This is a genomic window from Allopusillimonas soli (assembly GCF_004153445.1).
GTDB lineage: Bacteria > Pseudomonadota > Gammaproteobacteria > Burkholderiales > Burkholderiaceae_B > Allopusillimonas > Allopusillimonas soli.
The window spans coordinates 303,483-329,123 of record NZ_SDQC01000005.1; the positions used below are offsets into that span (position 1 = coordinate 303,483).

The window sequence follows — 25,641 nt, forward strand, 5'->3', positions numbered from 1 at the left end:
CATGCCGTTAATGTCTTGATACACCAACCCACTCCCAGCATCCGTTCGGATTTCTTTCGGCGCTACGATAAGGGTGTGGCGCATTCCACAGGCAGAACCAATCGTGCGTCATCGGCACAATCCAAGATGGAGGTCACCATGGGCGAGTTCGCCAAGAAGACAGAAGCCAAATTCGAGGACGACTGCATACGTTTCAGTTGGGACAACGCCGACGGTAGGAGAGACTATGAGATCTCCGGCGCTGCGCTGCGCCAGGTGTTCGGTGCGCGTGACAACACAGGCAGCGAGCTACTTGAAGCATTTGAACGGGGTCGTGAACAAATAACCCGGGCGGTGGCCTTGTCTCTCAATGCCCCCACCGACGGCGTCACGGAACTGGGTACCGGGGATTTCGGGCAAGAAGAAAACAGCAACGGTATGGCGCCGCCGTAGCAGTTCTCGCGGTCGCCCAAGCTTCAGCCCGGCGGCTTCTGCCAGCCCAGCACTATGACGGCCATGCCCAGCAAGGCGATGGCCGCCCCAAGCCAGTCGTGCATGGACAGCTTCGCGCCATCCACGAAGCGCAGCCACAGAAGTGCCGTAACCACATACACGCCGCCGTACGCTGCGTAAACCCGCCCGCTGGCGGCGGGGTGCAGGCTGAGTAGCCATACGAACAAGCCCAGGCTGATGACGGCTGGAAATAACACCCACCAGGGGCCGCCTTTGCGCAGCCACAGATAGGGCAGATAGCACCCCACGATCTCCGCGAGCGCGGTGGCGAAGAACAGTGCCGCCGTCTTCAACATCATGGCGAGATCCCCATTGCGGCAGACACGCCGCCACCCCGCAGCGCACGCAACACGTCCTTGAGCTCACGCATGTCGTGCAGCACGACGCCGGCGCCTGCATCGGCCAGGCGCTGGGCCTGATCAGGCTCGTGATGGGATGCGCCGACGTAGCCCACCACCCGCATGCTGGCGGCCCGGGCTGCCTGCACACCCGCCTGGCTGTCCTCGATGACCATGCAATCCTCAGGTGCAAACCCCATTTCCTTCGCAGCAAATAAAAAGATATCAGGCGCCGGTTTGCCTTGCGCCACCTGCGCGGTACTGAAGATATGCGGCGAAAAGTCATCCCATAAGCCCGTCTGCCGCAGCGTAGCCCCCAGTTTGCCAGGTTGGCTGCTGGAAGCGACACAAAACCTCATGCTCCAGGACTTCAGTGTGTCCAATACATCGCGCACCCCGGGCAGAATGTGTAACTCCTGCTCGAATGCCAGCTGCAGCATAGGGCCAAAGCGCGTGCTGAAGTCATCCGGCAGGCGGACGGCATGCTCGCGCTGCAGCTCGGCCCACATGTCTGCATCGGGTATTCCGGAGAATCGTCGCGCCACCTCGTCCGGGGAAATGGCAATCCCATGATCGGCCAGTGCAGCGGACTGTACTTTGGCCGAGATGTATTCGCTGTCGACGAGCACGCCGTCGCAGTCGAAAATAAGAAGGAGAGGAATGTTCCGCATCATGCTCAACCCATTCGTTGATCGCAGCAGTCTCGGCCCTGAGTGGCCCGACGCGGCGACCTCAACCTTGGCATGATACAGGAGCCCCACCCGAAGCCGCCACGCTGTCGCCGAGCCTCGCACAGGTCCGGCGCAAGTCCATGGACAGCCACCAAGCCGTACGAGCAAAGACGTCTTGTCGTGTTCTGTTTCAATTTCATTTCGTCGGGTTTCATCGGCGCATCATTCGAGGCCTCCTGTTTCGCGAGATTTCATCCCTCCCCGCTGGCCGCAAATTTAAGGGTAGGATGATTCCAGAGTCTGTGCGGTCTGGCCGTACAGGCATATTCAGGGAGGCGAACATGTCCTTGACCCATTTCAGATACATGCGAACCTGGCCGCGCGCCGGCACTGCACTGCGCATGGCCCTGGCGGTGTGCCTTGCACTTGCCCTGTCGGCGTGTGCCTATGACGATCCGTTCTATGGTGGCTCCCGCGGTTACGGCGGCGGCTATGACCAGGACTACTACGGCGGCTACAACGACGGCCCTTACTACAACCGCGGCTATTACAGTGGGCGGGATGACTGGCGCGCCCGCGAACGATATCGCGCTGAACAACGACGGCATGTCGCCGAACAGCGCAGGCATCACGAAGCGCAGCGTCGCCGCATAGAAGAGCAACGTCGGCACCAGGCTCGCCAAGAACAGCGCAGACGTGCGGATCGCCATCGTTCAGGCACGCATGGCTCCGACTGGCGGCAACGCCGCCACGCAACGCCTGGTATTCATGGGAACGGGCAACCCTGGGTAAAGCCCGTGCCCCGCAAAAACCACTCCATGAGAAGGCACGGCGTGGATGAATTCGGAAACCGCTGAACTGGATGGGGTAGTCGGGCTTAGGCAGCCTGGCCCTTTGCGCCCTCGACGAATAGATCGACCACCGTATTGAACTCTTCCTCCAGATCGAGCTGCGGCCGGGTGAGCCAGCGCATAAGCGCGCCAAGATACAGATAATGAAAATAGACGCTCAATTGCGCCGACGATACGTTCGACCGCAGCTCTCCCCGCGCTTGCGCTGCGTCAATGAGCGATGCCCACACCGGCACCAGATCATTGTCTTTCCTTGAGACCGCAGTGGGATCGAAGCTGCGGAACTTATGACGGATGTAAGGCAGCAGATAGTCCGCATGCCGCTCACACCAGTGTGCGGACGCCTGAAGCAATACGCCAACGCCGGTACGAAAGCTGGCCTGTTCCATGTATGGCGTGCGTTGCGCCAAATCTTCCGCAAGCTGTGCCTCCAGCACGCTTTCCAGCAGAGCCTCCTTGACCGGGAAGTATTTGTACAAGGTCCGCTTGGAGACCTTCGCTTGACTGGCAACCTGCTCCATCGTCACACGCTCGTAGCCTTCTGATTCAAACAGGATGCGCGCGACCCGATGGATATGCGCGGGCATCTCCACGCGGCGCCTGGGACGATCAGGTATGAATGCCATATCTCAATGCATAATTAAATGCTAAAGTATACGACGTTTACTTTAGCATTTATCCTGGCTTATGAAAATCGCGATGCTTACTTATGGAACAGAGGGGGATACACGCCCATTGGCTGCGCTGGGTCACGCCTTATGCGAAGCGGGTCATGATGTCTGCCTGCTGGGGGATGCGCACAGCCTGGGCTCGCAACACCGCTTCGAAGGGCGGATGATGCCGCTTTCCGGCGACATTCAGGCGCTGTTCGGCAAGGGGGGACGACCAACCGGAGGGCGAGACACAGCCAAGGCATTGATCAGTTTGACCAATACACATGCGGCAGCCTGGATGAAAGAAACGTTGTCTGCAGCGCGCGAGTGCGACGCAATCGTGACTTCGGGGTTGGCCGGTTTTGTCGGACTCTCGGTCGCGGAATACCTGAAAATTCCAGTCTTGGGTGCAGGCATGATTCCTTTGACGCCTTCGCGGGCGTTCCCTTCTCCCTTCCTGCCGCCCGCCTGGATCCCCGCCCCGCTCAACAGGGCAAGCCTCGTCCTAACGAACCAATTGTTCTGGCTTGCTTTCAAGAAGACGCTTAATCGTGCCCGGGCACAGGTTCTGGGACTGCCTCCAAGAGCGAAGCTATGGACGGATCACTCTATGCTTTACGGCATCTCGCCAACGATATTGCCACCACCTGACGATTGGCCTTCCCATGCGCATCTTTGCGGACAATGGCGGCGTCCGGCCGACGCTGGATACACACCCCCTGACGCTCTGCGGGACTTCCTGGCCTGCGGCACGGCACCGATCTATGTGGGGTTTGGCAGCATGGCCGGAATCGATGTACCGCGCACGCTGGAAAAAATAATCGCCGCCTTGAATGGGCGCCGGGCCGTGGTCTGGCCCGGACGGCGTGATTCAAGATCAATGGATCTTCCTGACAATATCCTCCATATCGACGCGGTACCGCACGACTGGCTGTTTCCCAGAATGGCCGCTGTGATTCATCACGGCGGATCGGGGACATCGCACTCGGCCGTACGCTCGGGAAGACCATCCATCATCGTTCCGTTTACCGGTGACCAGCCTTTCTGGGCGCACCGTCTTCATCAACTTGGCGTAGCGCCCGCGGCAATTTCCCCGGCACGCCTGGACGCGAGCACCCTTCTCGCCGCCATCGATTTTGTGGAAAAGCCCGCTGTCGTCGCCCGCGCGGCCGAACTGGGCCGAAGAATGGCACGTGAAGATGGACTTATTGCCGGCGTTGCGCTGGTCGAAAAGATCTTTGCGAAGACAGGGAAAGCGTAATCGAAAAAGCCCCACTTCCCGGAAGAAAGTGGGGCATGGCAACATACGGCCCGCCGCGGGCAGCGGCCGGCGTCAGACTAGTCCATATTGTCTATCATGACTTGGCCAAAGCCGGAGCACGACACTTGCGTAGCACCTTCGAGCAGGCGAGCGAAGTCGTATGTGACCTTCTTGGACAGAATGGATTTTTCCATGCTGGAAATAATAAGGTCGGCCGCTTCCGTCCAGCCCATGTGACGCAGCATCATTTCAGCCGACAGAATTTCCGAACCCGGGTTGACGTAATCTTTGCCGGCATACTTGGGCGCCGTGCCGTGGGTGGCCTCGAACATGGCGACGGAGTCAGACAGATTCGCGCCAGGAGCGATGCCAATACCGCCCACCTGGGCGGCCAGCGCGTCGGATACATAATCGCCGTTGAGGTTCAGCGTGGCAATGACGTCGTACTCGGCGGGGCGCAGCAGAATCTGCTGCAGGAAGGCATCGGCGATCGAATCCTTGACCGTGATCTCGCGACCTGTCTTGGGATTTTTGAATTTGCACCATGGGCCGCCATCGATGGGCTGCGCACCGAACTCCTTCTGCGCCAGCTCATAGCCCCAATCACGGAAGCCGCCTTCCGTGAACTTCATGATGTTGCCCTTGTGAACCAGCGTGACCGAGGCGCGATCGTTGTCGATAGCGTACTGGATGGCCTTGCGCACGAGGCGCTGCGTGCCTTCGCGCGAAACCGGCTTGACGCCGATGCCGGAGGTTTCGGGAAAGCGAATCTTCTTGACGCCCAGCTCGTTCTGCAGAAATGCGATGAGCTTCTTGGCGTTGGCGCTCTCGGCCTCGAATTCGATGCCGGCGTAGATATCTTCCGAATTTTCGCGGAAAATGACCATATTGGTCTTCTCAGGTTCGCGCACCGGCGATGGAACACCCTTGAAGTACTGGATCGGGCGCAGGCAGACGTACAGGTCCAGCTGCTGGCGCAGGGCAACGTTGAGCGAACGAATGCCACCGCCCACGGGCGTGGTCAGCGGGCCTTTGATAGACACCACATACTCTTTCACCACATCGAGTGTTTCTTCGGGCAGCCAGACATCGGGGCCATATACCTTGGTGGACTTTTCACCGGCGTACACTTCCATCCAGTGGATTTTGCGCTTACCGCCATAGGCCTTGGTCACAGCCGCATCGACCACCTTCAGCATGACGGGAGTGATATCCGCACCAGTGCCGTCGCCTTCGATGTAGGGAATGATGGGCTGGTCAGGAACGGCCAGCGAGGAATCGGCATTGACCGTGATTTTCTGGCCCTCGGCAGGGACCTTGATGTGCTGATAGGACATGAATGCTCCAGTTGCTCCACGAAGCGTGGGATATCGTCAAAATTACAATAAGTGAATTTCTAGTCTTATATAAGAGTAGTTTAACGTACTTTCGGGCACGGTTAAAATAAAGGGTTCACAGGCAGTTTTACACGGAATCAGGCATGTTCAACCCCTCCCGCGAGCAGGTGCGGCAGTTTTTCACCGAGGCGTGGCACAAACGCAGAAACCACGGTGTGCTGACGCCGCTGGAAACCATGGCGGCGGATCTGGTCGAGCTGCATCCGGAGTACCACGCCGACCTCGAGGACCCCGAGCGCGCAAACGCGGATTTCACCGTTGAGGAAGGCCGCAGCAATCCGTTTCTGCATCTGTCCATGCATCTGGCAATCAATGAGCAACTGTCCATTGATCAGCCGCCGGGTATCAAGTCTGCATTCGAAGCATTGCTGGCCAACCACGATCCACACGATGCCGCCCATATCATCATGGAAGCACTGGGCGAAGTAGTCTGGGAAGCACAGCGGCTAGGCAAGCCGCTGGATTCCGACAAATACATCGACCTGGTAAGGCGGCACGCCACGCGCCGCTAAAGCGCTATTTTTCCACCGACAGAGATGAAGGCAAGCTGGCCAGCCAGGCGGTCACATTTTCGATATCGGTTGCCGACAGTTGGGCGGCCATGGCGCCCATGACGGCATTCTTGCGAATGTTGGAACTGGCGGGCTCGTTGTTGTTGCCGCGCTGGTATGCCTTGAGCGCATGAGCCAGATAATCCTGATGCTGGCCAGCCAGAATGGGATAGGCGGGCATGACGGGCGACTTGGCGTCGGCACCATGACAGGATGCACAGGTTTTCTCGAACAAGGCCTTGCCCGCATCCAGATCGGCTGCCGCGCTTATTCCCGAGGCAGCCAGCAAAGCGGAGCCGGCGATGGCGATTAACAATTTCTTCATACGGGCCCCCGATTACTTGAAGCTGGAATAATGAGCGGCAATGTCGGCCATGTCTTGAGGAGACAGGCTCTTCGCGATGGCTTCCATGGTGGGGAAGGTACGGGCACCGCTTGCATATTCCTTGAGGGCTGCCACGATATATTCGGCGTTCTGGCCCGCTATCATGGGTACGTGATACACCTCGGGAAAACTGGATTTATATCCCTTGATACCATGGCAACCTATGCACATGGATATTTTGCCCAGTGCTGCCTGCGCATCGCCCACGGGCGCGGCGTCCGCCGGTGCCTTGGCATCGGCGGCGAAGGCCTGGCCCATGATCGCACAGGATGCCAGGACGACCAACGCAGACAGACTGCGCTTCAGAGATGTTCGCGACGTCATAATAGCTCTTGTTTTGGCGTTATAAATTGAAAACGTTGACTTGAATCAACCACCCTTTGGAAAAACCCGATTGTACGATAATTGAGACAAGCAATACATCCCGACCTCCTTGTCCATAAAATCATGGAACATGCCAATGACCTCAGCAGCACCCGCAAATCATAATGAACGCTATACCGGCAGCGAGCGCTACGTTGCCACGGACGACCTGAAAATGGCCGTGAATGCGGCGCTTGCGCTGCAACGACCATTGTTGATCAAAGGCGAGCCCGGCACCGGCAAGACCATGCTGGCCGAAGAGGTTGCCGCATCCTTGGGCAGGCCATTGCTGCAATGGCATATAAAATCCACGACCAAGGCGCACCAGGGCCTGTACGAATATGACGCGGTGTCGCGCCTACGCGATTCGCAGTTGGGCGACGAAAAAGTGCGCGACATCGGCAACTATATCGTCAAGGGAATACTCTGGCAGGCTTTCGAATCTGCCCAGCCCGCCGTCGTGCTTATCGACGAAATCGACAAAGCTGACATCGAATTTCCCAATGATCTTTTGCGCGAACTCGATCGCATGGAATTCCATGTGTATGAAACCCGCCAGACCATCCAGGCCCGCCATCGTCCGCTCATCATCATCACATCCAACAACGAAAAAGATCTTCCCGACGCATTTTTACGCCGGTGCTTCTTCCATTACATCAATTTCCCGACGCCCGAAACCATGCGGGAGATTGTCTCCGTGCACTATCCCGATCTGCGCGAAGAAGTGCTGCGGGCGGCGCTGGATACGTTCTTTGCTTTGCGCGAAGCACCGGGCCTCAAGAAAAAGCCTTCCACGTCCGAGTTCCTTGACTGGCTTCGTCTGTTGATCAACGAAGGCGTGCCCGTCACCGACATCGCCGACACCACGCAGGACCTGCCGGTGCTCGCGGGCGCACTACTCAAGAATGAACAGGATCTGACATTGCTTCAGCGCCTGGCCGCCATGACGCGCCAGCGGCGCTGATGCCGGCGCGCACGCTTTTTTATCCAGATGTCCTCTCTCGTCGGAAACCTACACATGACCCACTTGAACGCAGCATTTCACCTTATGCCAGAGCCCGTTACCCTCAGCGGCAACGGTGTCAGCCTGATCCCGCTCGAGCCGCAGCATGCAGACGCCCTGCGGGACGCCGCCCACGATGGAGATCTCTGGACGTTGCGCGTGACATCGGTGCCTGAACCGGGCACCGAAGGTGCCTATATTGAGACGGCGCTGCGGGGGCAGGCGGACGGGCACATGCTGCCTTTCGCCGTCCGCGATGATCTGAGCGGCAAGGTGATAGGCACCACGCGCTATCACGATATCGTGCCGGCCATTGCCCGCCTGGAGATCGGCCACACATGGTATGCCAAGCGCTGGCAGCGCACGCACGTCAACACCACCTGCAAGCTGCTTCTGCTGCGCCATGCCTTCGAGACGCTTGGCGCCAGCATCGTTGGATGGCGCACCGACAACTACAACTTCGCATCCCAACGCGCCATCGAACGCCTGGGCGCCCGCAGAGACGGAGTCCTGCGCCATCATGCCTTACGGCGCGATGGCAGCGTGCGCGATACCGTCGCCTACAGCCTGCTGGCTGGAGAATGGAAGGAAGTGGAAAAGCACCTGGAATACCAGCTGACGCGCCATGCTCACTGACTTTTTCTATCACCTGCGCGCCCATCGGCTGCCGGTTTCGGTTCAGGAATATCTGACTCTGCTCGAAGCCTTGCAGGCCGGCGTGATGTCGCCTTCCATCGAAGATTTCTATCACATGGCGCGCATGACGCTGATCAAGGACGAAACCCAGTTCGACCGCTACGACCAAGCCTTCGCCGCCTACTATCGGCAGCTGAAGGTGGCCCTGCCCGCCGGCAAGGAAATCCCGCTGGACTGGCTCATCAAGGAATTCCAGAAAAACCTCACGCCCGAAGAAAAGGCTGCCATCGAGAAGCTTGGCTGGGACAAGCTCATGGAGCTGTTCAAGCAGCGCCTCGAAGAGCAGAAGGAGCGCCACGCCGGCGGCAGCAAATGGATAGGCACGGGCGGCAGCTCTCCCTTCGGGCATGGCGGCTACCATCCCGAAGGCATACGCGTGGGCGGGCCGTCGGCCGGCAACCGCACGGCCCTCAAGGTGTGGGAGCGGCGCGAGTATCGCGACTACGACGACCAGCAGGCGTTAGGCACTCGCAACTTCAAGATGGCCTTGAGACGCCTGCGCCGGTTTGCGCGCGAAGGCGCCGAACTCGAACTCGATCTGGACGACACGATCCGCAGCACTGCACGCAATGCGGGCCTGCTCGACCTGCAAATGGTGCCGGAGCGGCACAACACAGTGAAAGTGCTGATGCTGCTGGATGTGGGCGGCAGCATGGACGACCACATTGCCCGCGTGGAAGAACTTTTTTCGGCGGCGCGCAGCGAATTTCGCAATCTCGAGGTGTACTATTTTCACAACTGCCCCTATGAGTCGCTGTGGCAGGACAACCGCCGGCGCCATGCCGAGCGCACCGATACCTGGGACATACTGCGCAAATACAACGAAGACTGGCGCCTGATCATCGTGGGCGACGCCACCATGAGTCCCTATGAAATCCTGCAGCCAGGCGGCTCGGTGGAGCACTACAACAAGGAAAGCGGAGCCACATGGCTGCAGCGCCTGCTCGAGAACTGGCCCAAATCCGTGTGGCTGAACCCTGAGCCGGCTGGCTACTGGGAGTACCGTCAGTCGATTGCCATCATCAAGAATATTATGCACGACCGCATGTTCAGCGTCACAGTCAGCGGCCTGGAATCGGCCATGCGCAGCCTGTCCCGCTAGCGCGCGCCCACGCTCTTCGAGGCAGTACAGCTGAACTTTGGCGCAGAGACGGCGTCGAATCGGGCTGCTGTGTTAAAAGAGCAGAAGTAGTACCCTTACCTCACGGAAGCCTGAGCAATGACCAAGATTCTGCCTAAAGCCCTGGCCCGGGCCAGTGCCCTTTTTCTGTTCACTGCGCTGGGTGCCATCGCACATGCAGCCAGCCTTCCGCAGGGCGTCACGCAAGGCCCGTCGGTGGAAGGAGTCACGCAATATATGCTGGCCAATGGCCTGAAGGTGCTGCTTGCGCCCGACCCCTCCAAGCCCAGCACCACGGTAAACATGACGTATCTGGTCGGCGCACGCCAGGAAAACTACGGCCAGACCGGCATGGCGCATCTACTTGAGCACATGCTGTTTCGCGGCACGCCCACCACACCTAATGCACTTGCAGAGTTTTCGCGCCGGGGCCTTGCCGCCAACGGCTCCACAACCAGCGACCGAACCAACTACTATGCCAGTTTCGCAGCCGATCCGGAAACACTCGACTGGTTCCTCGGATGGCAGGCCGATGCCATGGTCAACTCCCTCATTTCCAAAAAGGATCTGGACTCCGAAATGACGGTGGTGCGCAACGAAATGGAGCGCGGCGAAAACAACCCCTTCCAGATCCTGCTGCAAAAAATGCAGGCCACTGCCTACCAGTGGCACAACTACGGGCATAGCACCATCGGCGCCCGCTCGGATGTCGAAAACGTCGATATCAAGCAACTGCAGGCCTACTATCGCGAGTACTACCAGCCCGACAATGCCGTGCTTATCATTACGGGCCGCTTCGATCCCGACACCACCCTGAAGACCGTTGCGGACGCATTCGGAAAGATCCCCAAGCCCTCTCGCACGCTGCCCCCGGAATACACAGTCGAACCGGTGCAGGACGGCGAGCGCGCCGTCAGCCTTCGCCGCCATGGCGGCACGCCTATTGTCGCGGCCCTTTATCACGCGCCTGCCGCAGGCAGCGACGACTTCACGGCACTGGACCTGGGCGTGTCCATTCTGGCGGACACACCCTCAGGACCGCTCTACCACAACCTGGTCCGTGAAAACCTGGCTGCCAGCGTATTCGGCTTCTCGGCGGACATGAAGCAGCCTGGCTACGTCTTTTTCGGTGCCCAACTGGAAAACGGCATGGACCAGGACAAGGCGCTGTCGGTGCTCGAACAGACGGTTGAATCAGTCGGCAAGCACCCCTTCACCGACCAGCAGCTCGAACGCGTGCGCAATCAGTGGCTGACAGAATGGTCTCAAATCTATGCCAATCCGGCACAACTGGCCAGCGCGCTGTCCGAGATGGTGGCAGATGGCGACTGGCGCCTGTTTTTTCTGGCACGCGATCGCATCACAAACATGAAGCTGGACGACGTGCAGCGTGTCACCGCCGCCTATCTCACCGCCAGCAATCGCACGAGCGGCAGATACATCCCCACGGCGCACCCCGTGCGCGCACCCAAGGCTACACAGCCCGACCTGGCGTCCATGCTCAAGGATTACAAGGGCAAGCAGTCAACGGGCCCCGTCACGGCGGCTTTCGATGTATCGCCCGAAAACATTGATGCCGCAACCGACCGCACTCCCTTGATGCTGCCCAACGGCGAGGTCAAGCTGGCGCTGCTTCCTAAGCCTACGCGCGGTAATCGTGTGCATGCGAATCTACGCATACAATTTGGCACCGCGGATACGCTGATGGGCGAGCGCGAGGTTGCCACTGCCGTTGCCGCGCTGCTGGATCACGGCACCACATCCATGTCCCGGCAGGAAATCCAGGACAAATACAATGCCCTGCAGGCGCAGGTCGGATTTGGCGGCGGCGGTGGCGTGCTGACCGTGAGCATGTCCACTGTACGAGAAAACCTTCCCGCGCTGCTCGACCTTGTGCTGCACGTTGTACGCGAGGCCGATTTCCCCACGAGAGAACTGGTTGAGTACCAGCGCCAAGCGGCGGCGGCCATTTCAAGCGCCATGTCGGAGCCCACGTCTCTGGCCTCGCGCGCCCTGGCCAGGCACGACAACCCTTGGCCAAGGGAAGATGTGCGCTACACACCCACCTTCCAGGAAGAGCGCGACGAAATAGCTGCCTTGACACGCCAGAGCCTGGAGAAATTTCATGCAAAATTCTACGGAACGGGCAATATTCTTTTCTCCGCGGTGGGCGATTTCGATGCCGAGGCAGTAAAAAAAGCATTGACTCAGGGTTTGAAGGGCTGGCAGGAAGCACCCGCTTATGAACGCGTAGACAATCCCTTCCATGTGGTGCCGCCGGAGCGTTTCGACATCGATACGCCCGACAAGGCCAATGCGTTCTATCTGGCGACCGCACCTTTGGAACTGCAGGATACAGACCCCGACTTTCCTGCCCTGTACTTGGCCAACTATCTTCTGGGCTCATCGGAAACCTCGCGGCTGTGGAACCGCATTCGGGTACAGGACGGCCTGTCCTACGATGTACGCAGCCAATTGAGCGCTTCGGCCTATGAGCCGTCTGGCAGCTGGACCATCTATGCAATCCATGCGCCGGAAAACAGCAAGAAGCTCATCGCCGACGTGGACGAGGTGCTTCAGAACGTCCTGAGCAAAGGATTCACCGAGCAGGAAGTCCGGGAAGGCGCTCAAGCCTTGCTCAATTATCGCAAGCTGGCGCGTGCACGCGATGGCACGCTGGCGGCTGCATGGATCAGTTACCTGGACACCGGCCGCACTTTTGCCTGGTCGCAGAAAATCGACGATGCGTTGCGCAAACTGAATGCAGACACCATCAATACAACCCTGGAACGCTGGCTCAAGCCCAAGCAGTTCAGCGCGGCGCTGGCTGCAGACAAAAGCAAGTGGAACTCGGCACCCAAACGCCTGGATGCCGAGCCCGCGGCACAGGAGCCCCGGAAGGACACGCCACAGGCAGATATGCCTGCCATCAATGCAACCGCAGAGCAATCGCACGCACCTGCATCGCCACACTCCGCTAAAACCCGCGGCGCGACGGCGGGCGACGCGGGGACGGGCAGCAAGGGCTCGGTTGCGCCTCAGACCAACAAGGCCAAAGATACGTCTGAACAGGCCAGCGCCGCGGCTGGCTAGGTGCGGCCGGCTAGGTGCGGCCGGCTAGGTGCGGCCGGCTAGGTGCGGCCGGCGAGGTGCGGCCGGCGAGGTGCGGCCAGCCAGGCCAACACCTGGTTCCGAGCGCCCCGTCCAGGTCTCGGTTTCATACAAAAAATTGGGCCGGCATATGCCGGCCCGGTTTTTCTATTGAATAAAAGTGCTATCAGGAAAAGAAGTTCTTGACCCGATCCGTCCAGGACTTGCTGTTGGGAGAGTGCTTGGCGCCGCCCTGCTCCAGGGAGGCCTCGAACTGCCGAAGAATCTTCTTCTGCTCATCGGATAGCCGCACAGGCGTTTCGACCGAAATATGGCAATACAGGTCGCCCGGATAGCTGCCCCGCACGCCACGTATTCCCTTGCCGCGCAGCCTGAACAGCTTGCCGGATTGCGTGCCTTCCGGAATGCTGATCTCGCCTTTGCCGGACAGGGTAGGCACTTCCAGGTTGCCGCCCAATGCGGCGGTCGTGAACGGAATGGTAAGTTCGCAGTGCAGATCGTCTCCATCGCGCTGGAAGATATTGTGCGGCTTGAGATGGATCTCCACGTACAAATCGCCCGGAGGCCCGCCGTTAACCCCGGGTTCTCCATTGCCGCTTGAGCGAATACGCATGCCGTCGTCTATACCAGCGGGAATCTTGACCTGCAGCGTCTTGTTCTTGCGGATGCGGCCCACCCCATCGCATGCTGTGCAAGGATCGGTGATTTCCTTGCCGGTACCGTGACAGGTCGGGCAGGTTTGCTGCACACTGAAAAAGCCTTGCTGCATACGCACAGTGCCCACGCCGTTGCAAGTATGGCATGTCTTTGGCGAGGTGCCGGGCTTGGCGCCCGATCCATGGCAGGTATCGCAGGTTTCCCAGCTGGGTACCCGGATTTCCGTATCGAAACCGTTGGCTGCCTGTTCGAGTGTGATGTCCAGGGAATACTTCAGATCGGCGCCCCGGTATACCTGCGGGCCGCCGCCTCGTCGGCCGCCACCGAATATTTCGCCGAAAATATCACCAAACGCATCGGCAAAACCCGCGGAACCCATGCCCGCGCCCATGCCGGAATTGGGATCGACGCCCGCATGGCCAAAGCGGTCGTAGGCGCCACGCTTCTGCTCGTCGGAAAGAACTTCGTAGGCTTCCTTGGCCTCCTTGAACTTTTCCTCAGCCTCCTTGCCCGGATTACGATCCGGGTGGTATTTCATTGCCAGCTTGCGGTAGGCCTTTTTGATTTCATCATCCGAAGCGTTTTTGGCCACACCCAGGATTTCATAGTAATCGCGTTTTGCCATGTGAATTGCTTTGCGTGCGTAACGCCTGTGTATTCTTGGGGCCCGGCATGCGGCCCGGGCCTCGTTGTGTGAACGAGAACGCCCGATTTCCGGCAAACAGCCAGAAACCGGGCACCATGAGAACTACAAACGAGCCTTACTGATCGCGCTTGACCTCTTTGAAGTCGGCATCGACCACATCGTCTTCAGCGGGCTGCGCATTGCCAGCTCCCTGCTCCGCTGCGGCCTGGGCCTGCATGTCGGCATACATCTTCTCGCCCAGCTTCTGCGCGGCGGCAGTCAACGCTTCGACCTTGCTGTCGATGGCAGCCTTGTCGCCGTCCTTCAGAACATCCTCGAGTTCCTTGGCGGCGTTCTCAATGGCTTCCTTCTCACCGGCATCCAGCTTGTCGCCATGCTCTTCCAGTGACTTGCGCGTGGAATGCAGCAAGGCGTCAGCCTGGTTACGGGTAAGCGCCAGTTCGGCCACGCGATGGTCTTCCTCGGCATTGGCCTCGGCATCCTTTACCATGCGCTCGATCTCATCATCGCTCAGGCCGGAATTGGCCTTGATGGTGATCTTGTTTTCCTTGCCCGTACCCTTGTCCTTGGCGGATACGTGCAGGATGCCGTTGGCGTCGATGTCGAAGGTAACCTCGATTTGCGGCGTACCACGCGCTGCGGGCGGAATGCCTTCGAGATTGAACTCGCCCAACGCTTTGTTGCCCGCGGCAATCTCGCGCTCACCCTGGAACACCTTGATGGTCACGGCCGGCTGGTTGTCGTCTGCCGTCGAGAACACCTGCGAATACCGCGTGGGTATGGTGGTGTTCTTCTGGATCATCTTGGTCATGACACCGCCCAGCGTCTCGATGCCCAGAGACAGGGGCGTCACGTCAAGCAGCAGGACGTCCTTGCGATCACCCGCCAGCACGGAACCCTGAATAGCGGCGCCAGCGGCAACTGCCTCATCGGGGTTGATGTCCTTGCGCGGATCCTTGCCGAAGAATTCCTTGACCTTCTCTTGCACCTTGGGCATACGCGTCATGCCGCCAACCAGAATGACGTCGTCGATTTCCGACACCTTGACGCCCGCGTCCTTGATGGCGATGCGGCACGGCTCGATGGTGCGATCGATGAGTTCCTCGACCAGGGCCTCGAGTTTCGCGCGAGTGATCTTCAGGTTCAGATGCTTGGGGCCCGAAGCGTCGGCCGTAATGTACGGCAGGTTGATCTCGGTCTGCTGAGTGGAAGACAGCTCGATCTTCGCCTTTTCAGCGGATTCCTTGAGACGCTGCAGCGCCAGCACGTCCTTGGACAGATCAACGCCGCTTTCCTTTTTGAACTCGCCGATGATGTAGTCGATGATGCGCTGGTCGAAGTCTTCGCCACCCAGGAAGGTATCCCCATTGGTGGACAGGACTTCGAACTGCTTTTCACCGTCGACATCGGCGATTTCGATGATGGAGACGTCGAACGTGCCACCGCCCAGGTCGTACACCGCTATCTTGCGGTCGCCCTTTTCGCTCTTGTCCATGCCGAAGGCCAGCGCCGCCGCAGTCGGCTCGTTGATGATGCGCTTGACGTCCAGCCCCGCAATGCGGCCTGCATCTTTGGTGGCCTGGCGCTGGCTGTCGTTGAAGTAGGCCGGCACCGTGATGACAGCCTCGGTGACTTCCTCGCCCAGGTAGTCCTCGGCAGTTTTCTTCATCTTGCGCAGAACGTCGGCCGATACTTGGGGAGGCGCCAGCTTCTTGCCTTGGGCCTCGACCCATGCGTCGCCGTTGTCAGCCTTGATGATGCTGTACGGCATAAGGTCGATGTCTTTCTGGACGGCCTTTTCGTCAAACTTGCGGCCGATAAGGCGCTTTACGGCAAACAGCGTGTTCCTGGGATTGGTGACGGCCTGGCGTTTTGCAGGCGCGCCGACCAGGATCTCGCCGTCCGGCATATAGGCCACGATGGAAGGCGTGGTGCGCGCGCCCTCGGCATTTTCGATAATCTTGACGCTGGTGCCATCGATGACGGCCACACAACTGTTGGTTGTGCCCAGGTCAATACCAATAATTTTGCCCATGATGTTATTACCCTGCTATAAATTTTGAATATGTAAACAAGCTGATGAAAGCCAGATGGGGACGTCTGTCGGGATTTCAAGGCTGCGCGCCGCAATTTTTGCTGAGACGGCCTTCCCGGTCGCCACGGCCACACCCCCTGCCGCCGCTTTATCCTTGCTGGCCTGGGCCGGCAGAAACCATGACCAGCGCGGGCCTCAGCACACGCTCGGAAATGGTGTAGCCCTTTTGAAGCAACTGAACGACTGTGCCCTCTGGCTGGCTGGAAGGAACCGACGATATGGCCTGATGCTGGTGCGGATCGAACTTGTCGCCCTCGGCTGGCGCCACTTCCTTCATGAGGTTGCGCTCGAACGCGGTATTGAGTTGGCGCAAGGTGGCTTCGACCCCTTCCCGCCATGCTTCCGCAGTCTGATCCGTCAGCGCCAAGGCAGCTTCAAGGCTGTCCCTGACGGGAATGAGACTCTCGGCAAACGATTCCGTGCCAAACTTGCGGGCCTTGGCCACGTCTTCCTGTGCACGGCGGCGAATGTTTTCCACCTCGGCGCGCGCGCGCAGCAGGTCCTCGTGGTAGGCTGCCACGCGCTCCTGGGCGTCGGCCAGCAATGCCGACAGGTCTTCGGCGGATGCCTGTTCACCCGGTTCGGCGGCATTACCGCCGGCATCATTGACCTCAAGCTGCTCAGAGGTGTCCACCGATGGACCCTGTTGCTGCGGGTCTAAGGGTTTCTGGGGTGCCGACATAAAAGAATCTCCACAAAACTGATGTAATTGGTCGCAATAAAAGGCAGTTGGGGGCGCATGCCCCCAATTTCAAGCTCAAGACCGCATGGGATTTTACTCGGGCCGTGCGGCAAGCCCTGCAGGTCTGGCCACGTGCCCTCAGGTTTGCCAGCCGGCCAGGCTCTGGCGGATGAAAGAAGCGAACCCCTCTGCCCACCTGGCATCGCCATTCAAGCAAGGAATGTAACGAAACGCCTGCCCTCCTTCGGAAAGAAAGGCATCACGGCACTGCATCTGGATTTCCTCCAGGGTTTCGAGGCAATCGGCCAGAAAGCCCGGACACATAACGTCCACCCGCTGTACACCTTCCCGTGCCCAGGCGCGCAACGTGGGTTCAGTATAAGGTTTGAGCCACTCCTGGGCGCCGAAGCGGCTCTGGAAGGAGACATGCACCAGATGCCCGTCCGGCCCGAGCCGCCCGCGCAGTGCCTGAGCGGTTTCCATACAGTCGCGATGATAGGGATCGCCTCGCGCCACGGTAACACGAGGCAGCCCATGGAAGCTGAGCAGCAGACGGTCGGGCATGCCGTGCTCGTCCCAGTGCCGCCGAACGGACTCGGCCAGGGCGTCGATGTAGGCTGGCAAAGTGTTGTAGCGCTTCAGGAATCGCAGTTCGGGCTGATTGCGCAGGCGCGCGGCATACGCGGCCACTTTGTCCACAGCCGTTGCCGTGGTGCTTGCTGCGTATTGGGGATACATGGGCACCACCAGCATGCGTTCGCAACCTTGCGCCCTCAGCGCGTCCATTGCCGAAGCCACCGAAGGGTTGCCGTACCTCATGGCCAACCCGACGCGCACGGCGTCTTCGCCGCCCAGGTGCTGCTGCAGGCCCTGCGCCAGCCTCTGGCTATAGACCAGCAGCGGCGAACCTTCCTCAAGCCAGATTTCGCGGTATCGCGGGGCCAGCGCATGAGGCCGGCGCAGCACCACCACGGTTCTCAGGATGGGTTGCCAAAGCCACTGAGGGATTTCGATGACGCGCCGATCCGACAGAAACTCGATGAGATAGCGCCGGATGGATGCCGGCGTCGGCGCATCAGGCGTACCGAGGTTGACGAGCAGCACGCCCAGGGGGCCGTGCGGGCGCGGCGCGGGCGCCGGCGCGAAGGCGTCGGGGTCCTGCGGCTCGGCCAGAAAACGAGATTCAGGCATTGTGGCTCAGTGCGTTGGAGAGCAGGCGGGATGTAATGTCGACTATGGGAATGACCCGCTCATAGGCCATGCGCGAGGGCCCTATGACGCCGAGCGTGCCAACGACCTTGCCATCGACGCCGTAAGGCGCTGTAATGACCGAGATATCATCGAGCGGCACCAGGCGCGAATCGCCCCCGATGTAGATCTGCACACCCTGGGCGCGGCTGGACACATCGAGCAGTTGAAGGAGTTCGGTCTTCTTCTCGAACAGCGAGAACATGCCTCGCAGGCGGTCCATGTCGGATGCAATCTCGGAAATGTCGAGCAGCTTGCTTTCCCCGGATATGACCAGGTCATCGTCGGACTCGCCCATGGCCGTGCCAGCCTCGACCGCCGCCTGCATGAGCCTCGAAATATCCGCCTGCAGGGATGACAGCTCTTCGGTGATGGCCATGCGCACCTCGTCGAAGGACTTGCCTGCGAAATGCTGGTTGAAGAAATTACTGGCCTCCAGCAGCTCCTGTTCGCTGTAGTCGCGATGCACAAACAGGATGCGGTTCTGCACGTCTCCATCGGGTGTCACAATGATGAGCAACACGCGTTTGTCGGACAGCCGGATAAACTCCATGTGGCGAAACACCTGGGCCCTTTTGGGGGCCAGCACCACGCCCGCGAACTGCGACAGGTTCGAGAGCAGTGCGGCCGCCGCCGTTACGGCGCGGCTGGGCTCGGCGGCGGGAAGCATTTCCCGTATCTGGCTGGGCGGCAGGACCTCGAAGCGCTGCACCGCAAGAAGTCGGTCTACGAACACCCTGTACCCCTTTGGGGTGGGAACTCTGCCTGCGGATGTATGCGGACTATGGATGAGGCCCAGGTCTTCCAGATCGGCCATGACGTTGCGTATGGTGGCCGGCGAAAGATCGAACATCTTGGACAGCGTGCGCGAGCCCACGGGCTGTCCTTCCGCAATGTAACGTTCTATGAGCGCCCTGAGGAGCGCATTGGCTCTATCATCCATGTGACTATTTTATTCAATATTGCCGGAACGGGCTGCATTTGGCCCTCTGACAGAGGGCAATGGACTCTATAATCAACGCAGGCCTTACTTCCTCACACATTCAGGTACAGGGTTCATGCACTTCAAAACCGTTGCAATTGTAGGACGGCATCAGGATACAGGACTGGACGCCCCCTTGCTCGAGCTGGCAGCCACCTTACACGCGCTGGGCTGCGAGGTGCTCATCGAGGCCGACACAGCCCGCAATACCGGCGTAGGGCAGCTGCCGGTGGCAAGCTACGACGATATCGGCAAGCAGGCCGACCTGGCAGTCATCATGGGCGGCGATGGCACCATGCTGGGAGCAGCCCGCAGGCTGGCCCACAGCGGTGTGCCGCTGATCGGCATCAACCACGGCCGCCTGGGCTTCATCACCGACATCCCCCTGTCCAGCGCCCACGATGCGCTTTCCAGCGTCATCCAGGGAAATTACGAGTCCGAGGAGCGCACGCTTCTCGAGGGACGGGTTACGCGCGCCGGCGAAACGCTGTTTTCCGGGCAGGCCCTCAACGACGTCGTACTGAATCGAGCCGGGCGCGGGGGCATGATAGAAGTGCGGGTCGAGCTGGACGGCACTTTCATGTACAGCCAGCGGGCCGACGGCCTGATCGTCGCCACGCCGACCGGCTCCACCGCCTATTCGCTGTCGGCAAGCGGCCCCATCGTCCATCCCCGCCTGAATGCCATCCTGCTGGTGCCCGTGGCACCCCAGACCCTCTCCAACCGGCCCATCGTGCTGCCGGACACTGGCACCCTGAGCCTCACCATCACGGCGCTCGGACGGGTCGAATCAGGCGCAAGCGTGCACTTCGACATGCAGACATGGTCCGATTGCCAGCCAGGCGATCGCATCGACGTGCGGCGAGCCGCGCATCGCGTCCGCTTCCTCCATCCAGAGGGCTACAGCTTCTTTTCCACGCTTCGGCGCAAACTATATTGGAACCATATGCCCCAACCCACGGACGAGGCCGAGTGATTCATGCTGCGCACCCTGCATATCCGCGACTTTGTTATTGTCGACGAAGCCCAGCTGCATTTTGATGCGGGTTTCACGGTATTTTCGGGCGAAACCGGGGCAGGCAAGTCTATCCTCGTGGATGCGCTCTCGCTGGCACTGGGCGCGCGCGGCGACGTCATGGTCCTGAGGGAAGGCGCCAGCCGCGCCGACATCACCGCGGTCTTCGAGCCTCCGCTTGCGCTGCACGATTGGTTGCGGGAGCACGAACTGGATCCCGACGATGCCCTGGTCCTGCGCCGGGTCATCGATAACCAGGGACGCAGCCGCGCATTCATCAACGGCCTGCCCGTGGCGCTGACCCAATTGCGGGAATTAGGCGCATTCCTGGTCGATATACATGGCCAGCATGCCCACCAAAGCCTGCTCAAGGCATCCAGCCAGCGCGAACTGCTCGACGCGCACGGCGGTCACGCGAATCTGGCAAGAGATGTGCAGCAGGCCTGGCATGCGTGGCAGCAGGCGCAGAAATCGCTGGAAGATGCCCGCCGCAATGCCGCTGCACTGCAGGAGGAGCGTGAAAGGCTGGCTTGGCGGCTCGAAGAACTCGACCGCCTGGCCCTGGGTGATGGCGAATGGGACACCATCAGCGCCGAACACAGCCGGCTGGCGCACGCCCAGGCACTGCTCGAAGGGGCGGGCGCCGCATTATCCACGCTCGACGATGAAAACGGCTCGGCGCGCCAGGCGCTTGGGGCAGCCGCCCAGCACATACGCCATCTGCTCAAGCATGATCCGCAACTGCAAGGCATCCACGACGCCATCGAATCCGCGCTGATCTCCACCGGCGAGGCGGTTTCTGACCTGAACAGCTACCTGGGCCGACTCGATCTCGACCCCGAGCGCCTGGCACAAGCCGAGCAGCGCATGGCAGCCATTTTTGATATCGCACGCAAATTCCATAGCGAGCCCGCCGAGCTTCCGGCCCTGCGCCTGCAACTGGCCGAAACGCTACAGGCCAGCCAGCAAGCCGCCGACCTTGAGGCGCTGCAGGCCAGCAGCGACGCCGCAGCTGCTCAATATGAAACGCTAGCAGGCATGCTGGGCAAGGCAAGGCGCAAGACTGGCAAGACGTTGGCACGCCGCGTGACGGAAGCCATGCAGACGCTTGCCATGCAGGGTGGCCGCTTCGACGTTGCCTTGCAACCGTGCCCCGCAGGCCCCCATGGCACCGAATCGGTGGCGTTTCTGGTGGCGGGGCATGCGGGTACCACGGCCCGTCCGCTGGCGAAGGTAGCCTCGGGCGGCGAGCTGGCACGCATCGCATTGGCGCTGTCGGTCATTGCCAGCCAAGCCGCGCGCGTCCCTACCCTGATTTTTGACGAAGTCGACACTGGCATAGGCGGCGCCGTCGCCGATGTCGTGGGCGGATTACTACGCCAGCTCGGCCAGAGGCACCAGGTATTATGCGTGACGCATCTTCCGCAGGTTGCCGCGCGCGGCATGCATCACTATGAAGTCAGCAAGACGACTTCCGGAGCGGGCACGGTGTCGAACATCGTGAGCCTGGACGATGCGGGTCGCGTAAATGAGGTGGCCCGGATGCTGGGCGGGCTGAAAATCACCGACACAACACGCAAGCACGCCAGAGAGATGCTGGCGAACTGAATGCAGCCAGCCCTCGCTGCGGGTTGCCCGCGGCAAGGGTCAAGACGGAGCCTGACAAACGACGCGTCCTCAGGCCGCGCTTTTCGTTTGGGTTCGTGCCGTCTGGCAATCAGGGCAGATACCGTACAGTAGCATCGTGTGGCTTTCGAGGATGAAATCTTTTTCCTTGGCTACCTTGTGCTGCCGCTTTTCGATCTCGGGATCGGTAAACTCGACCACCTTGCCGCAATTGGTGCAGATAAGATGGTCGTGGTGATCGCCGTCGTTCAGTTCGAATACCGCCTTGCCGCCATCGAACTGACTGCGCACCAGAATGCCAGCCTGTTCGAACTGCGTAAGGACGCGATATACCGTTGCCAGGCCGATGTCCACATCTTCGGCGATAAGCGTGCGGTAGACATCTTCCGCACTCTGGTGACGCTGGTCTGCCCGTCGAAAGATGTCGAGAATCTTCAGGCGCGGAAACGTCGCCTTCAGCCCCATGTTCTTCAATTCGCTTTGGTCGTTCATAGATAAAATGTCTCGGACGGGTGGATAACTTCCGGGCAAAGCACGAGCGTTTGGACGCCCGGAGCCGAAAGACGCTGATGCATCTATTGTTTTACCCTTTATGATAACGGTTTTATTCGATCTGGATAACAGGGGCGCCTAGTGCTCAACACAGAGAAACCAATTCGCCGCGCGATACGCGCATGCTTGGCGGCCAGCGTGCTCGCCACGACACTTGCCGCCTGCGGGACCGCCAACTGGGGCTTTCCCTATCGCCCGGATGTGCAACAGGGCAACTGGCTCACTTCCGAGCAAGTAGCCCAGTTGCGCCAGGGCATGACCCGTGATCAGGTCCGCTTCATCCTGGGCACACCCACGCTCCAGGACATTTTCCACAGCAACCGCTGGGATTATCCCTATTACAACCAGCCCGGATACGGAAAAGAACAGTTGCGCAATTTCACCGTTTGGTTCGACGGCGACCAGCTGGTGCGCTGGTCCGGCGACGAGCAGCCCGATCGCCAACCATTCGAAAGAACCGACACCGGCATGACGCCGCCAGACGGCGAAGAAAAGGACCGCGACACAGCCCAAACACAAGCGGAACCGGCTGCAGCAGCCGATGCTACCGCGCAGGCCAGTCAGACGCCTGATGCCGAAAGCATGGCCATACCCGACGCTACGCCGCTTGCGCCAGCCAGCGGAGCCCTTATCGACGGATCCCAAGTCACGCTGCCCGAGAGCGCGGATGCCGCGGCAAGCGGGCAGCCCGCAGCGACAGGGGATGCGCCACCCCCCGCCCCGAGCATCCAGGAAACGGAAGCGGCCATACAGGCCGAAAAAGACAAGGCGGAAGAACGCCGCTCGGGGCCGCGCCGCCCCCTGCTCAACAACCCTGACGCGCCCCGCAATCCGCCCGGATCCTATATCCCGGGCCAGCGTGCAAACGAACCTCTGCGATAAGGAACAACAATGCGTATTGCCATTTCAGGTGCTGACGGCCGCATGGGCCGCATGCTGATTGAGGCGGTGCTGAACAGCCCCGATCTCGAGCTCACCGTTGCCTTGGACCGCGCCGGTGCCCCCGGCGTAGGCCAGGATGCGGGCTCATTCCTGGGGCGCGATACGGGTGTGCTCATTACAGACGACGTGGAGCAGCTTGCGCAGGCGGACTGCCTGATAGACTTCACACGCCCGGAAGGCACGCTCGCGCATCTGGCCGCCTGCGTGCGGCATGGCACGAAATGCGTCATCGGCACCACCGGCTTTGATGACAAAGGCAAACAAGCCATTCAGGCCGCCAGCCAGAAAATTGCCATTGTATTCGCGCCTAACATGAGCGTGGGCGTCAATGCCACGCTCAAACTTCTCGACATGGCCGCCCGGCTTCTGAACGAAGGCTACGACGTCGAGGTGTTCGAGGCGCATCACCGCAACAAGGTCGATGCGCCGTCAGGCACCGCCCTGGCCATGGGAGACACGGTGGCGTCTGCATGGGGCAAAAAACTGGACGATATTGCGGACTGGGCCCGCCACGGCGTAACCGGCCCGCGCGAGACAGGCCGCATAGGGTTCTCGGTGGTGCGCGGCGGCGACATGGTGGGCGAACACACCGCCTATTTTTGCGGCACAGGTGAGCGCATCGAAATCACGCATCGGTCCAACAGCCGTGCAACGTATGCGCAAGGCAGCCTGCGGGCGGCCCGCTATCTAGCACGCAAAGATTTCGGGCTCTTCGACATGCAGGATGTGCTGTCCACCTGAACCGGCTCCTGCTCCAGCTCAACACCAAATCGTGCCCTGACGTCACTCTTGATGGCATGAGCAAGGCGCACAATGTCCTCCGCCTGCGCGCCGCCATGGTTGACCACGACCAGCGCCTGGCGATCATGTGTTCCCACCTGGCCCAGGCGGCGCCCCTTCCAGCCGGCCTGCTCGATGAGCCAGCCAGCCGCCAGCTTGTAATGGGATCCGCCCGGCTGGGCGTAGGAAACAAGGCCCGGATACCGTGCAAGCAGCGCATCCCGGCTGGCCGCAGTTACAACAGGGTTCTTGAAAAAACTGCCTGCGTTGCCCAGGATAGCCGGATCGGGCAACTTGCGCCGGCGTATCTCGCATACAGCTTCGTAAATGGCGCGCGGCGATACACCCGAAAATGGCGCGCCGATATTCGCACCGGGACGTTCCGCAGCCTTCCGCATGCTCTCGGCGCCAAACCCGGCAGTGCGCAGGCTGGCCAGGGCGTCGTTTCCGGCGCCAGCTCCTTCATCTGTCGCAGACGTCAGAAGCGCGCGTACGGCGGGGTGCTGCCTGAGATCAGGGTATGTAACAACCGGCTGCCATGGCCGGGGCAGCCGGAAGCGAACAGCCGCAATTAGCCAGCGGCCAGGTTCCGCATACTTGAACACGCTGTCGCGATAGGCAAACCCGCAATCGGGGGCGGCCATCTCAATGGCCCTACCCGCCCGCAAATCCCAGGCGACGAGGCTGTGGAAGCGCTGATCCAGTTCCACACCGTAGGCGCCAATGTTCTGTACCGGTGCCGCGCCCACAGTGCCGGGAATCAGCGCGAGGTTCTCCAGCCCAAACCATCCCTGGTCAAGGCAATGGGTGACAAAGTCATGCCAGACCTCACCCGCCTGGGCCTCGACAATCCAGGCGGTATCGGTTTCTTCCAGAAGGCGAATACCGCGCGTTTCCACCTTGATGACCAAGCCTTCCAGACGCGGCCCCAACACAACATTGCTGCCTCCACCCAACACGAACACGCATCGGTGCGCCTGCGCCAAAGCGCATAACGCGGGCAATTGATCCGGGCTGCGCAAGCGCAACAAGGTGGTCGCCAGAGACGGCAGGCCCAAGGTATTGCAAGCGGTCAAGTCCTGTTGGACGGTTTGCAGCACATTGATTTCCATGAGATGAGAGGCCGGCTGATCCGACTCGTGTGAAGCGCCTCATTGTAAACCGCGCGGTCTTCGAAGCCATGTTTTCGCGTCCGGCCAGGCTTGAGCGGAACAGAAAAATTCTGCTATAATTTTTTGCCTTGGCTGCTTAGCAGGTTGCCAGGCAGATTGCGGGAATAGCTCAGTTGGTAGAGCGCAACCTTGCCAAGGTTGAGGTCGCGAGTTCGAGACTCGTTTCCCGCTCCAATTTTTGATCTACAGACTTCCACTGGTGTCTGTAAGTCGTTGAAAAAAGGGCCGAAATGAACTGACCCCTAGAAGTTGGACGGTTACAGATTAGGTGGCCAAGGCCTGAATACGGTATTGCACCGGACTCAGGCCTTTTAGTTTTATTTTGATGCGGTCGTGATTGTAGTAGTGAATG

25 protein-coding genes, 1 tRNA gene and 1 pseudogene are annotated in these 25,641 nt (G+C 60.1%); 13 read left to right on the top strand and 14 right to left on the bottom strand.

Going from position 1 to position 25,641, the window contains the following annotated elements:
- The first annotated feature begins 15 nt into the window (after positions 1-15).
- Complete coding sequence (locus ERD78_RS16335) at positions 16-432, top strand: DUF1488 family protein (protein WP_245152504.1); 417 nt, start codon at positions 16-18, stop codon at positions 430-432.
- Positions 433-455: 23 nt separating this feature from the next.
- On the opposite strand, the gene ERD78_RS16340 is transcribed toward ERD78_RS16335, so the two are convergent.
- On the bottom strand, positions 456-788 hold the full coding sequence (locus ERD78_RS16340; RefSeq protein ID WP_129970580.1) for a YnfA family protein: 333 nt from the start codon (positions 786-788) through the stop codon (positions 456-458).
- The gene (locus tag ERD78_RS16345) at positions 788-1,504 is read right to left on the bottom strand and encodes an HAD family hydrolase (protein WP_129970481.1); all 717 of its coding nucleotides are present in this window, start codon (positions 1,502-1,504) and stop codon (positions 788-790) included. Before ERD78_RS16345 ends, ERD78_RS16340 begins: the two co-directional genes overlap by 1 nt.
- A 338-nt stretch (positions 1,505-1,842) precedes the next feature.
- Between ERD78_RS16345 and ERD78_RS16350 the strand changes: the two genes are divergently transcribed.
- Positions 1,843-2,358 (top strand): hypothetical protein, encoded by a 516-nt coding sequence (locus ERD78_RS16350; RefSeq protein ID WP_129970483.1) that lies wholly within the window; start codon positions 1,843-1,845, stop codon positions 2,356-2,358.
- Positions 2,359-2,378: 20 nt separating this feature from the next.
- On the opposite strand, the gene ERD78_RS16355 is transcribed toward ERD78_RS16350, so the two are convergent.
- Positions 2,379-2,978: a TetR/AcrR family transcriptional regulator gene (locus ERD78_RS16355; protein WP_129970485.1), complete on the bottom strand. Its 600-nt coding sequence runs from the start codon at positions 2,976-2,978 to the stop codon at positions 2,379-2,381.
- A gap of 61 nt (positions 2,979-3,039) precedes the next feature.
- Here ERD78_RS16355 and ERD78_RS16360 point away from each other — a divergent pair, with 61 nt between their 5' ends.
- The gene (locus ERD78_RS16360; protein ID WP_129970487.1) at positions 3,040-4,266 is read left to right on the top strand and encodes a glycosyltransferase; all 1,227 of its coding nucleotides are present in this window, start codon (positions 3,040-3,042) and stop codon (positions 4,264-4,266) included.
- Positions 4,267-4,343: 77 nt separating this feature from the next.
- Here ERD78_RS16360 and icd read toward each other — a convergent pair whose 3' ends face one another.
- Positions 4,344-5,603 carry an NADP-dependent isocitrate dehydrogenase gene (icd, locus tag ERD78_RS16365; RefSeq protein WP_129970489.1) on the bottom strand — a complete coding sequence of 420 codons (1,260 nt, stop codon included), beginning with the start codon at positions 5,601-5,603 and terminating at the stop codon, positions 4,344-4,346.
- A gap of 143 nt (positions 5,604-5,746) precedes the next feature.
- Here icd and ERD78_RS16370 point away from each other — a divergent pair, with 143 nt between their 5' ends.
- Positions 5,747-6,175, top strand: a complete 429-nt coding sequence (locus ERD78_RS16370) for a DUF1841 family protein (protein ID WP_129970491.1) — start codon at positions 5,747-5,749, stop codon at positions 6,173-6,175.
- A gap of 4 nt (positions 6,176-6,179) precedes the next feature.
- On the opposite strand, the gene ERD78_RS16375 is transcribed toward ERD78_RS16370, so the two are convergent.
- Both ERD78_RS16375 and ERD78_RS16380 read right to left on the bottom strand, forming a co-directional pair.
- Positions 6,180-6,539: a c-type cytochrome gene (locus ERD78_RS16375; protein ID WP_129970493.1), complete on the bottom strand. Its 360-nt coding sequence runs from the start codon at positions 6,537-6,539 to the stop codon at positions 6,180-6,182.
- A gap of 12 nt (positions 6,540-6,551) precedes the next feature.
- The gene (locus ERD78_RS16380) at positions 6,552-6,923 is read right to left on the bottom strand and encodes a c-type cytochrome (RefSeq protein ID WP_129970495.1); all 372 of its coding nucleotides are present in this window, start codon (positions 6,921-6,923) and stop codon (positions 6,552-6,554) included.
- Positions 6,924-7,053: 130 nt separating this feature from the next.
- On the opposite strand from ERD78_RS16380, the gene ERD78_RS16385 reads away from it, so the two are divergent.
- The 4 genes from ERD78_RS16385 to ERD78_RS16400 all read left to right on the top strand — a co-directional run bounded on the left by ERD78_RS16385 (position 7,054) and on the right by ERD78_RS16400 (position 12,874).
- Positions 7,054-7,926 carry an AAA family ATPase gene (locus tag ERD78_RS16385; RefSeq protein ID WP_129970497.1) on the top strand — a complete coding sequence of 291 codons (873 nt, stop codon included), beginning with the start codon at positions 7,054-7,056 and terminating at the stop codon, positions 7,924-7,926.
- 54 nt (positions 7,927-7,980) lie between these two features.
- On the top strand, positions 7,981-8,601 hold the full coding sequence (locus tag ERD78_RS16390) for a GNAT family N-acetyltransferase (protein WP_245152505.1): 621 nt from the start codon (positions 7,981-7,983) through the stop codon (positions 8,599-8,601).
- Positions 8,591-9,763 carry a vWA domain-containing protein gene (locus tag ERD78_RS16395; RefSeq protein ID WP_129970499.1) on the top strand — a complete coding sequence of 391 codons (1,173 nt, stop codon included), beginning with the start codon at positions 8,591-8,593 and terminating at the stop codon, positions 9,761-9,763. Before ERD78_RS16390 ends, ERD78_RS16395 begins: the two co-directional genes overlap by 11 nt.
- 117 nt (positions 9,764-9,880) lie before the next feature.
- Positions 9,881-12,874: a M16 family metallopeptidase gene (locus tag ERD78_RS16400; protein WP_129970501.1), complete on the top strand. Its 2,994-nt coding sequence runs from the start codon at positions 9,881-9,883 to the stop codon at positions 12,872-12,874.
- A gap of 184 nt (positions 12,875-13,058) precedes the next feature.
- Here the strand turns inward: ERD78_RS16400 and dnaJ are convergent, their stop codons facing one another.
- The 5 genes from dnaJ to hrcA all read right to left on the bottom strand — a co-directional run bounded on the left by dnaJ (position 13,059) and on the right by hrcA (position 19,163).
- Positions 13,059-14,174: a molecular chaperone DnaJ gene (gene dnaJ, locus ERD78_RS16405; RefSeq protein WP_129970503.1), complete on the bottom strand. Its 1,116-nt coding sequence runs from the start codon at positions 14,172-14,174 to the stop codon at positions 13,059-13,061.
- 136 nt (positions 14,175-14,310) lie between these two features.
- Complete coding sequence (gene dnaK, locus ERD78_RS16410; protein ID WP_129970505.1) at positions 14,311-16,230, bottom strand: molecular chaperone DnaK; 1,920 nt, start codon at positions 16,228-16,230, stop codon at positions 14,311-14,313.
- A 148-nt stretch (positions 16,231-16,378) separates the two neighbouring features.
- Positions 16,379-16,972, bottom strand: a complete 594-nt coding sequence (grpE, locus tag ERD78_RS16415) for a nucleotide exchange factor GrpE (protein WP_129970507.1) — start codon at positions 16,970-16,972, stop codon at positions 16,379-16,381.
- A gap of 138 nt (positions 16,973-17,110) precedes the next feature.
- A complete protein-coding gene (hemH, locus tag ERD78_RS16420) occupies positions 17,111-18,163 on the bottom strand; it encodes a ferrochelatase (protein WP_129970509.1) in 1,053 nt (350 codons plus the stop codon).
- On the bottom strand, positions 18,156-19,163 hold the full coding sequence (hrcA, locus tag ERD78_RS16425) for a heat-inducible transcriptional repressor HrcA (RefSeq protein ID WP_129970511.1): 1,008 nt from the start codon (positions 19,161-19,163) through the stop codon (positions 18,156-18,158). Before hrcA ends, hemH begins: the two co-directional genes overlap by 8 nt.
- A 115-nt stretch (positions 19,164-19,278) precedes the next feature.
- Between hrcA and ERD78_RS16430 the strand changes: the two genes are divergently transcribed.
- Positions 19,279-20,178: an NAD kinase gene (locus ERD78_RS16430; RefSeq protein WP_129970513.1), complete on the top strand. Its 900-nt coding sequence runs from the start codon at positions 19,279-19,281 to the stop codon at positions 20,176-20,178.
- A gap of 3 nt (positions 20,179-20,181) precedes the next feature.
- Positions 20,182-21,825, top strand: coding sequence for a DNA repair protein RecN (recN, locus tag ERD78_RS16435; RefSeq protein WP_129970515.1), 1,644 nt, complete (start codon positions 20,182-20,184; stop codon positions 21,823-21,825).
- Between the two features lie 69 nt (positions 21,826-21,894).
- Here the strand turns inward: recN and fur are convergent, their stop codons facing one another.
- Positions 21,895-22,335 carry a ferric iron uptake transcriptional regulator gene (gene fur, locus ERD78_RS16440; protein WP_129970517.1) on the bottom strand — a complete coding sequence of 147 codons (441 nt, stop codon included), beginning with the start codon at positions 22,333-22,335 and terminating at the stop codon, positions 21,895-21,897.
- A 186-nt stretch (positions 22,336-22,521) separates the two neighbouring features.
- On the opposite strand from fur, the pseudogene ERD78_RS20050 reads away from it, so the two are divergent.
- Positions 22,522-22,849, top strand: a pseudogene (locus ERD78_RS20050) (outer membrane protein assembly factor BamE); the annotation flags it as partial.
- 437 nt (positions 22,850-23,286) lie between these two features.
- Complete coding sequence (gene dapB, locus ERD78_RS16450; protein WP_129970521.1) at positions 23,287-24,078, top strand: 4-hydroxy-tetrahydrodipicolinate reductase; 792 nt, start codon at positions 23,287-23,289, stop codon at positions 24,076-24,078.
- Here the strand turns inward: dapB and murB are convergent.
- Positions 24,021-25,217, bottom strand: a complete 1,197-nt coding sequence (gene murB / locus ERD78_RS16455; protein ID WP_167668959.1) for a UDP-N-acetylmuramate dehydrogenase — start codon at positions 25,215-25,217, stop codon at positions 24,021-24,023. The two genes, dapB and murB, sit on opposite strands and share 58 nt — an antisense overlap.
- A 170-nt stretch (positions 25,218-25,387) precedes the next feature.
- On the opposite strand from murB, the gene ERD78_RS16460 reads away from it, so the two are divergent.
- Positions 25,388-25,463: transfer RNA gene (locus tag ERD78_RS16460), tRNA-Gly, on the top strand.
- 90 nt (positions 25,464-25,553) lie between these two features.
- Here the strand turns inward: ERD78_RS16460 and ERD78_RS16465 are convergent.
- On the bottom strand, positions 25,554-25,641 hold an 88-nt coding region (locus ERD78_RS16465), incomplete at its 5' end, for an IS3 family transposase (protein WP_129970584.1).

Coding starts and splice junctions, on each gene's coding strand:
- ERD78_RS16340 (WP_129970580.1), bottom strand. CDS start 788: ATGTTGAAGACGGCGGCACTGTTCTTCGCCACCGCGCTCGCGGAGATC.
- ERD78_RS16345 (WP_129970481.1), bottom strand. CDS start 1,504: ATGATGCGGAACATTCCTCTCCTTCTTATTTTCGACTGCGACGGCGTG.
- ERD78_RS16350 (WP_129970483.1), top strand. CDS start 1,843: ATGTCCTTGACCCATTTCAGATACATGCGAACCTGGCCGCGCGCCGGC.
- ERD78_RS16355 (WP_129970485.1), bottom strand. CDS start 2,978: ATGGCATTCATACCTGATCGTCCCAGGCGCCGCGTGGAGATGCCCGCG.
- ERD78_RS16360 (WP_129970487.1), top strand. CDS start 3,040: ATGAAAATCGCGATGCTTACTTATGGAACAGAGGGGGATACACGCCCA.
- icd (WP_129970489.1), bottom strand. CDS start 5,603: ATGTCCTATCAGCACATCAAGGTCCCTGCCGAGGGCCAGAAAATCACG.
- ERD78_RS16370 (WP_129970491.1), top strand. CDS start 5,747: ATGTTCAACCCCTCCCGCGAGCAGGTGCGGCAGTTTTTCACCGAGGCG.
- ERD78_RS16375 (WP_129970493.1), bottom strand. CDS start 6,539: ATGAAGAAATTGTTAATCGCCATCGCCGGCTCCGCTTTGCTGGCTGCC.
- ERD78_RS16380 (WP_129970495.1), bottom strand. CDS start 6,923: ATGACGTCGCGAACATCTCTGAAGCGCAGTCTGTCTGCGTTGGTCGTC.
- ERD78_RS16385 (WP_129970497.1), top strand. CDS start 7,054: ATGCCAATGACCTCAGCAGCACCCGCAAATCATAATGAACGCTATACC.
- ERD78_RS16390 (WP_245152505.1), top strand. CDS start 7,981: ATGACCCACTTGAACGCAGCATTTCACCTTATGCCAGAGCCCGTTACC.
- ERD78_RS16395 (WP_129970499.1), top strand. CDS start 8,591: ATGCTCACTGACTTTTTCTATCACCTGCGCGCCCATCGGCTGCCGGTT.
- ERD78_RS16400 (WP_129970501.1), top strand. CDS start 9,881: ATGACCAAGATTCTGCCTAAAGCCCTGGCCCGGGCCAGTGCCCTTTTT.
- dnaJ (WP_129970503.1), bottom strand. CDS start 14,174: ATGGCAAAACGCGATTACTATGAAATCCTGGGTGTGGCCAAAAACGCT.
- dnaK (WP_129970505.1), bottom strand. CDS start 16,230: ATGGGCAAAATTATTGGTATTGACCTGGGCACAACCAACAGTTGTGTG.
- grpE (WP_129970507.1), bottom strand. CDS start 16,972: ATGTCGGCACCCCAGAAACCCTTAGACCCGCAGCAACAGGGTCCATCG.
- hemH (WP_129970509.1), bottom strand. CDS start 18,163: ATGCCTGAATCTCGTTTTCTGGCCGAGCCGCAGGACCCCGACGCCTTC.
- hrcA (WP_129970511.1), bottom strand. CDS start 19,163: ATGGATGATAGAGCCAATGCGCTCCTCAGGGCGCTCATAGAACGTTAC.
- ERD78_RS16430 (WP_129970513.1), top strand. CDS start 19,279: ATGCACTTCAAAACCGTTGCAATTGTAGGACGGCATCAGGATACAGGA.
- recN (WP_129970515.1), top strand. CDS start 20,182: ATGCTGCGCACCCTGCATATCCGCGACTTTGTTATTGTCGACGAAGCC.
- fur (WP_129970517.1), bottom strand. CDS start 22,335: ATGAACGACCAAAGCGAATTGAAGAACATGGGGCTGAAGGCGACGTTT.
- dapB (WP_129970521.1), top strand. CDS start 23,287: ATGCGTATTGCCATTTCAGGTGCTGACGGCCGCATGGGCCGCATGCTG.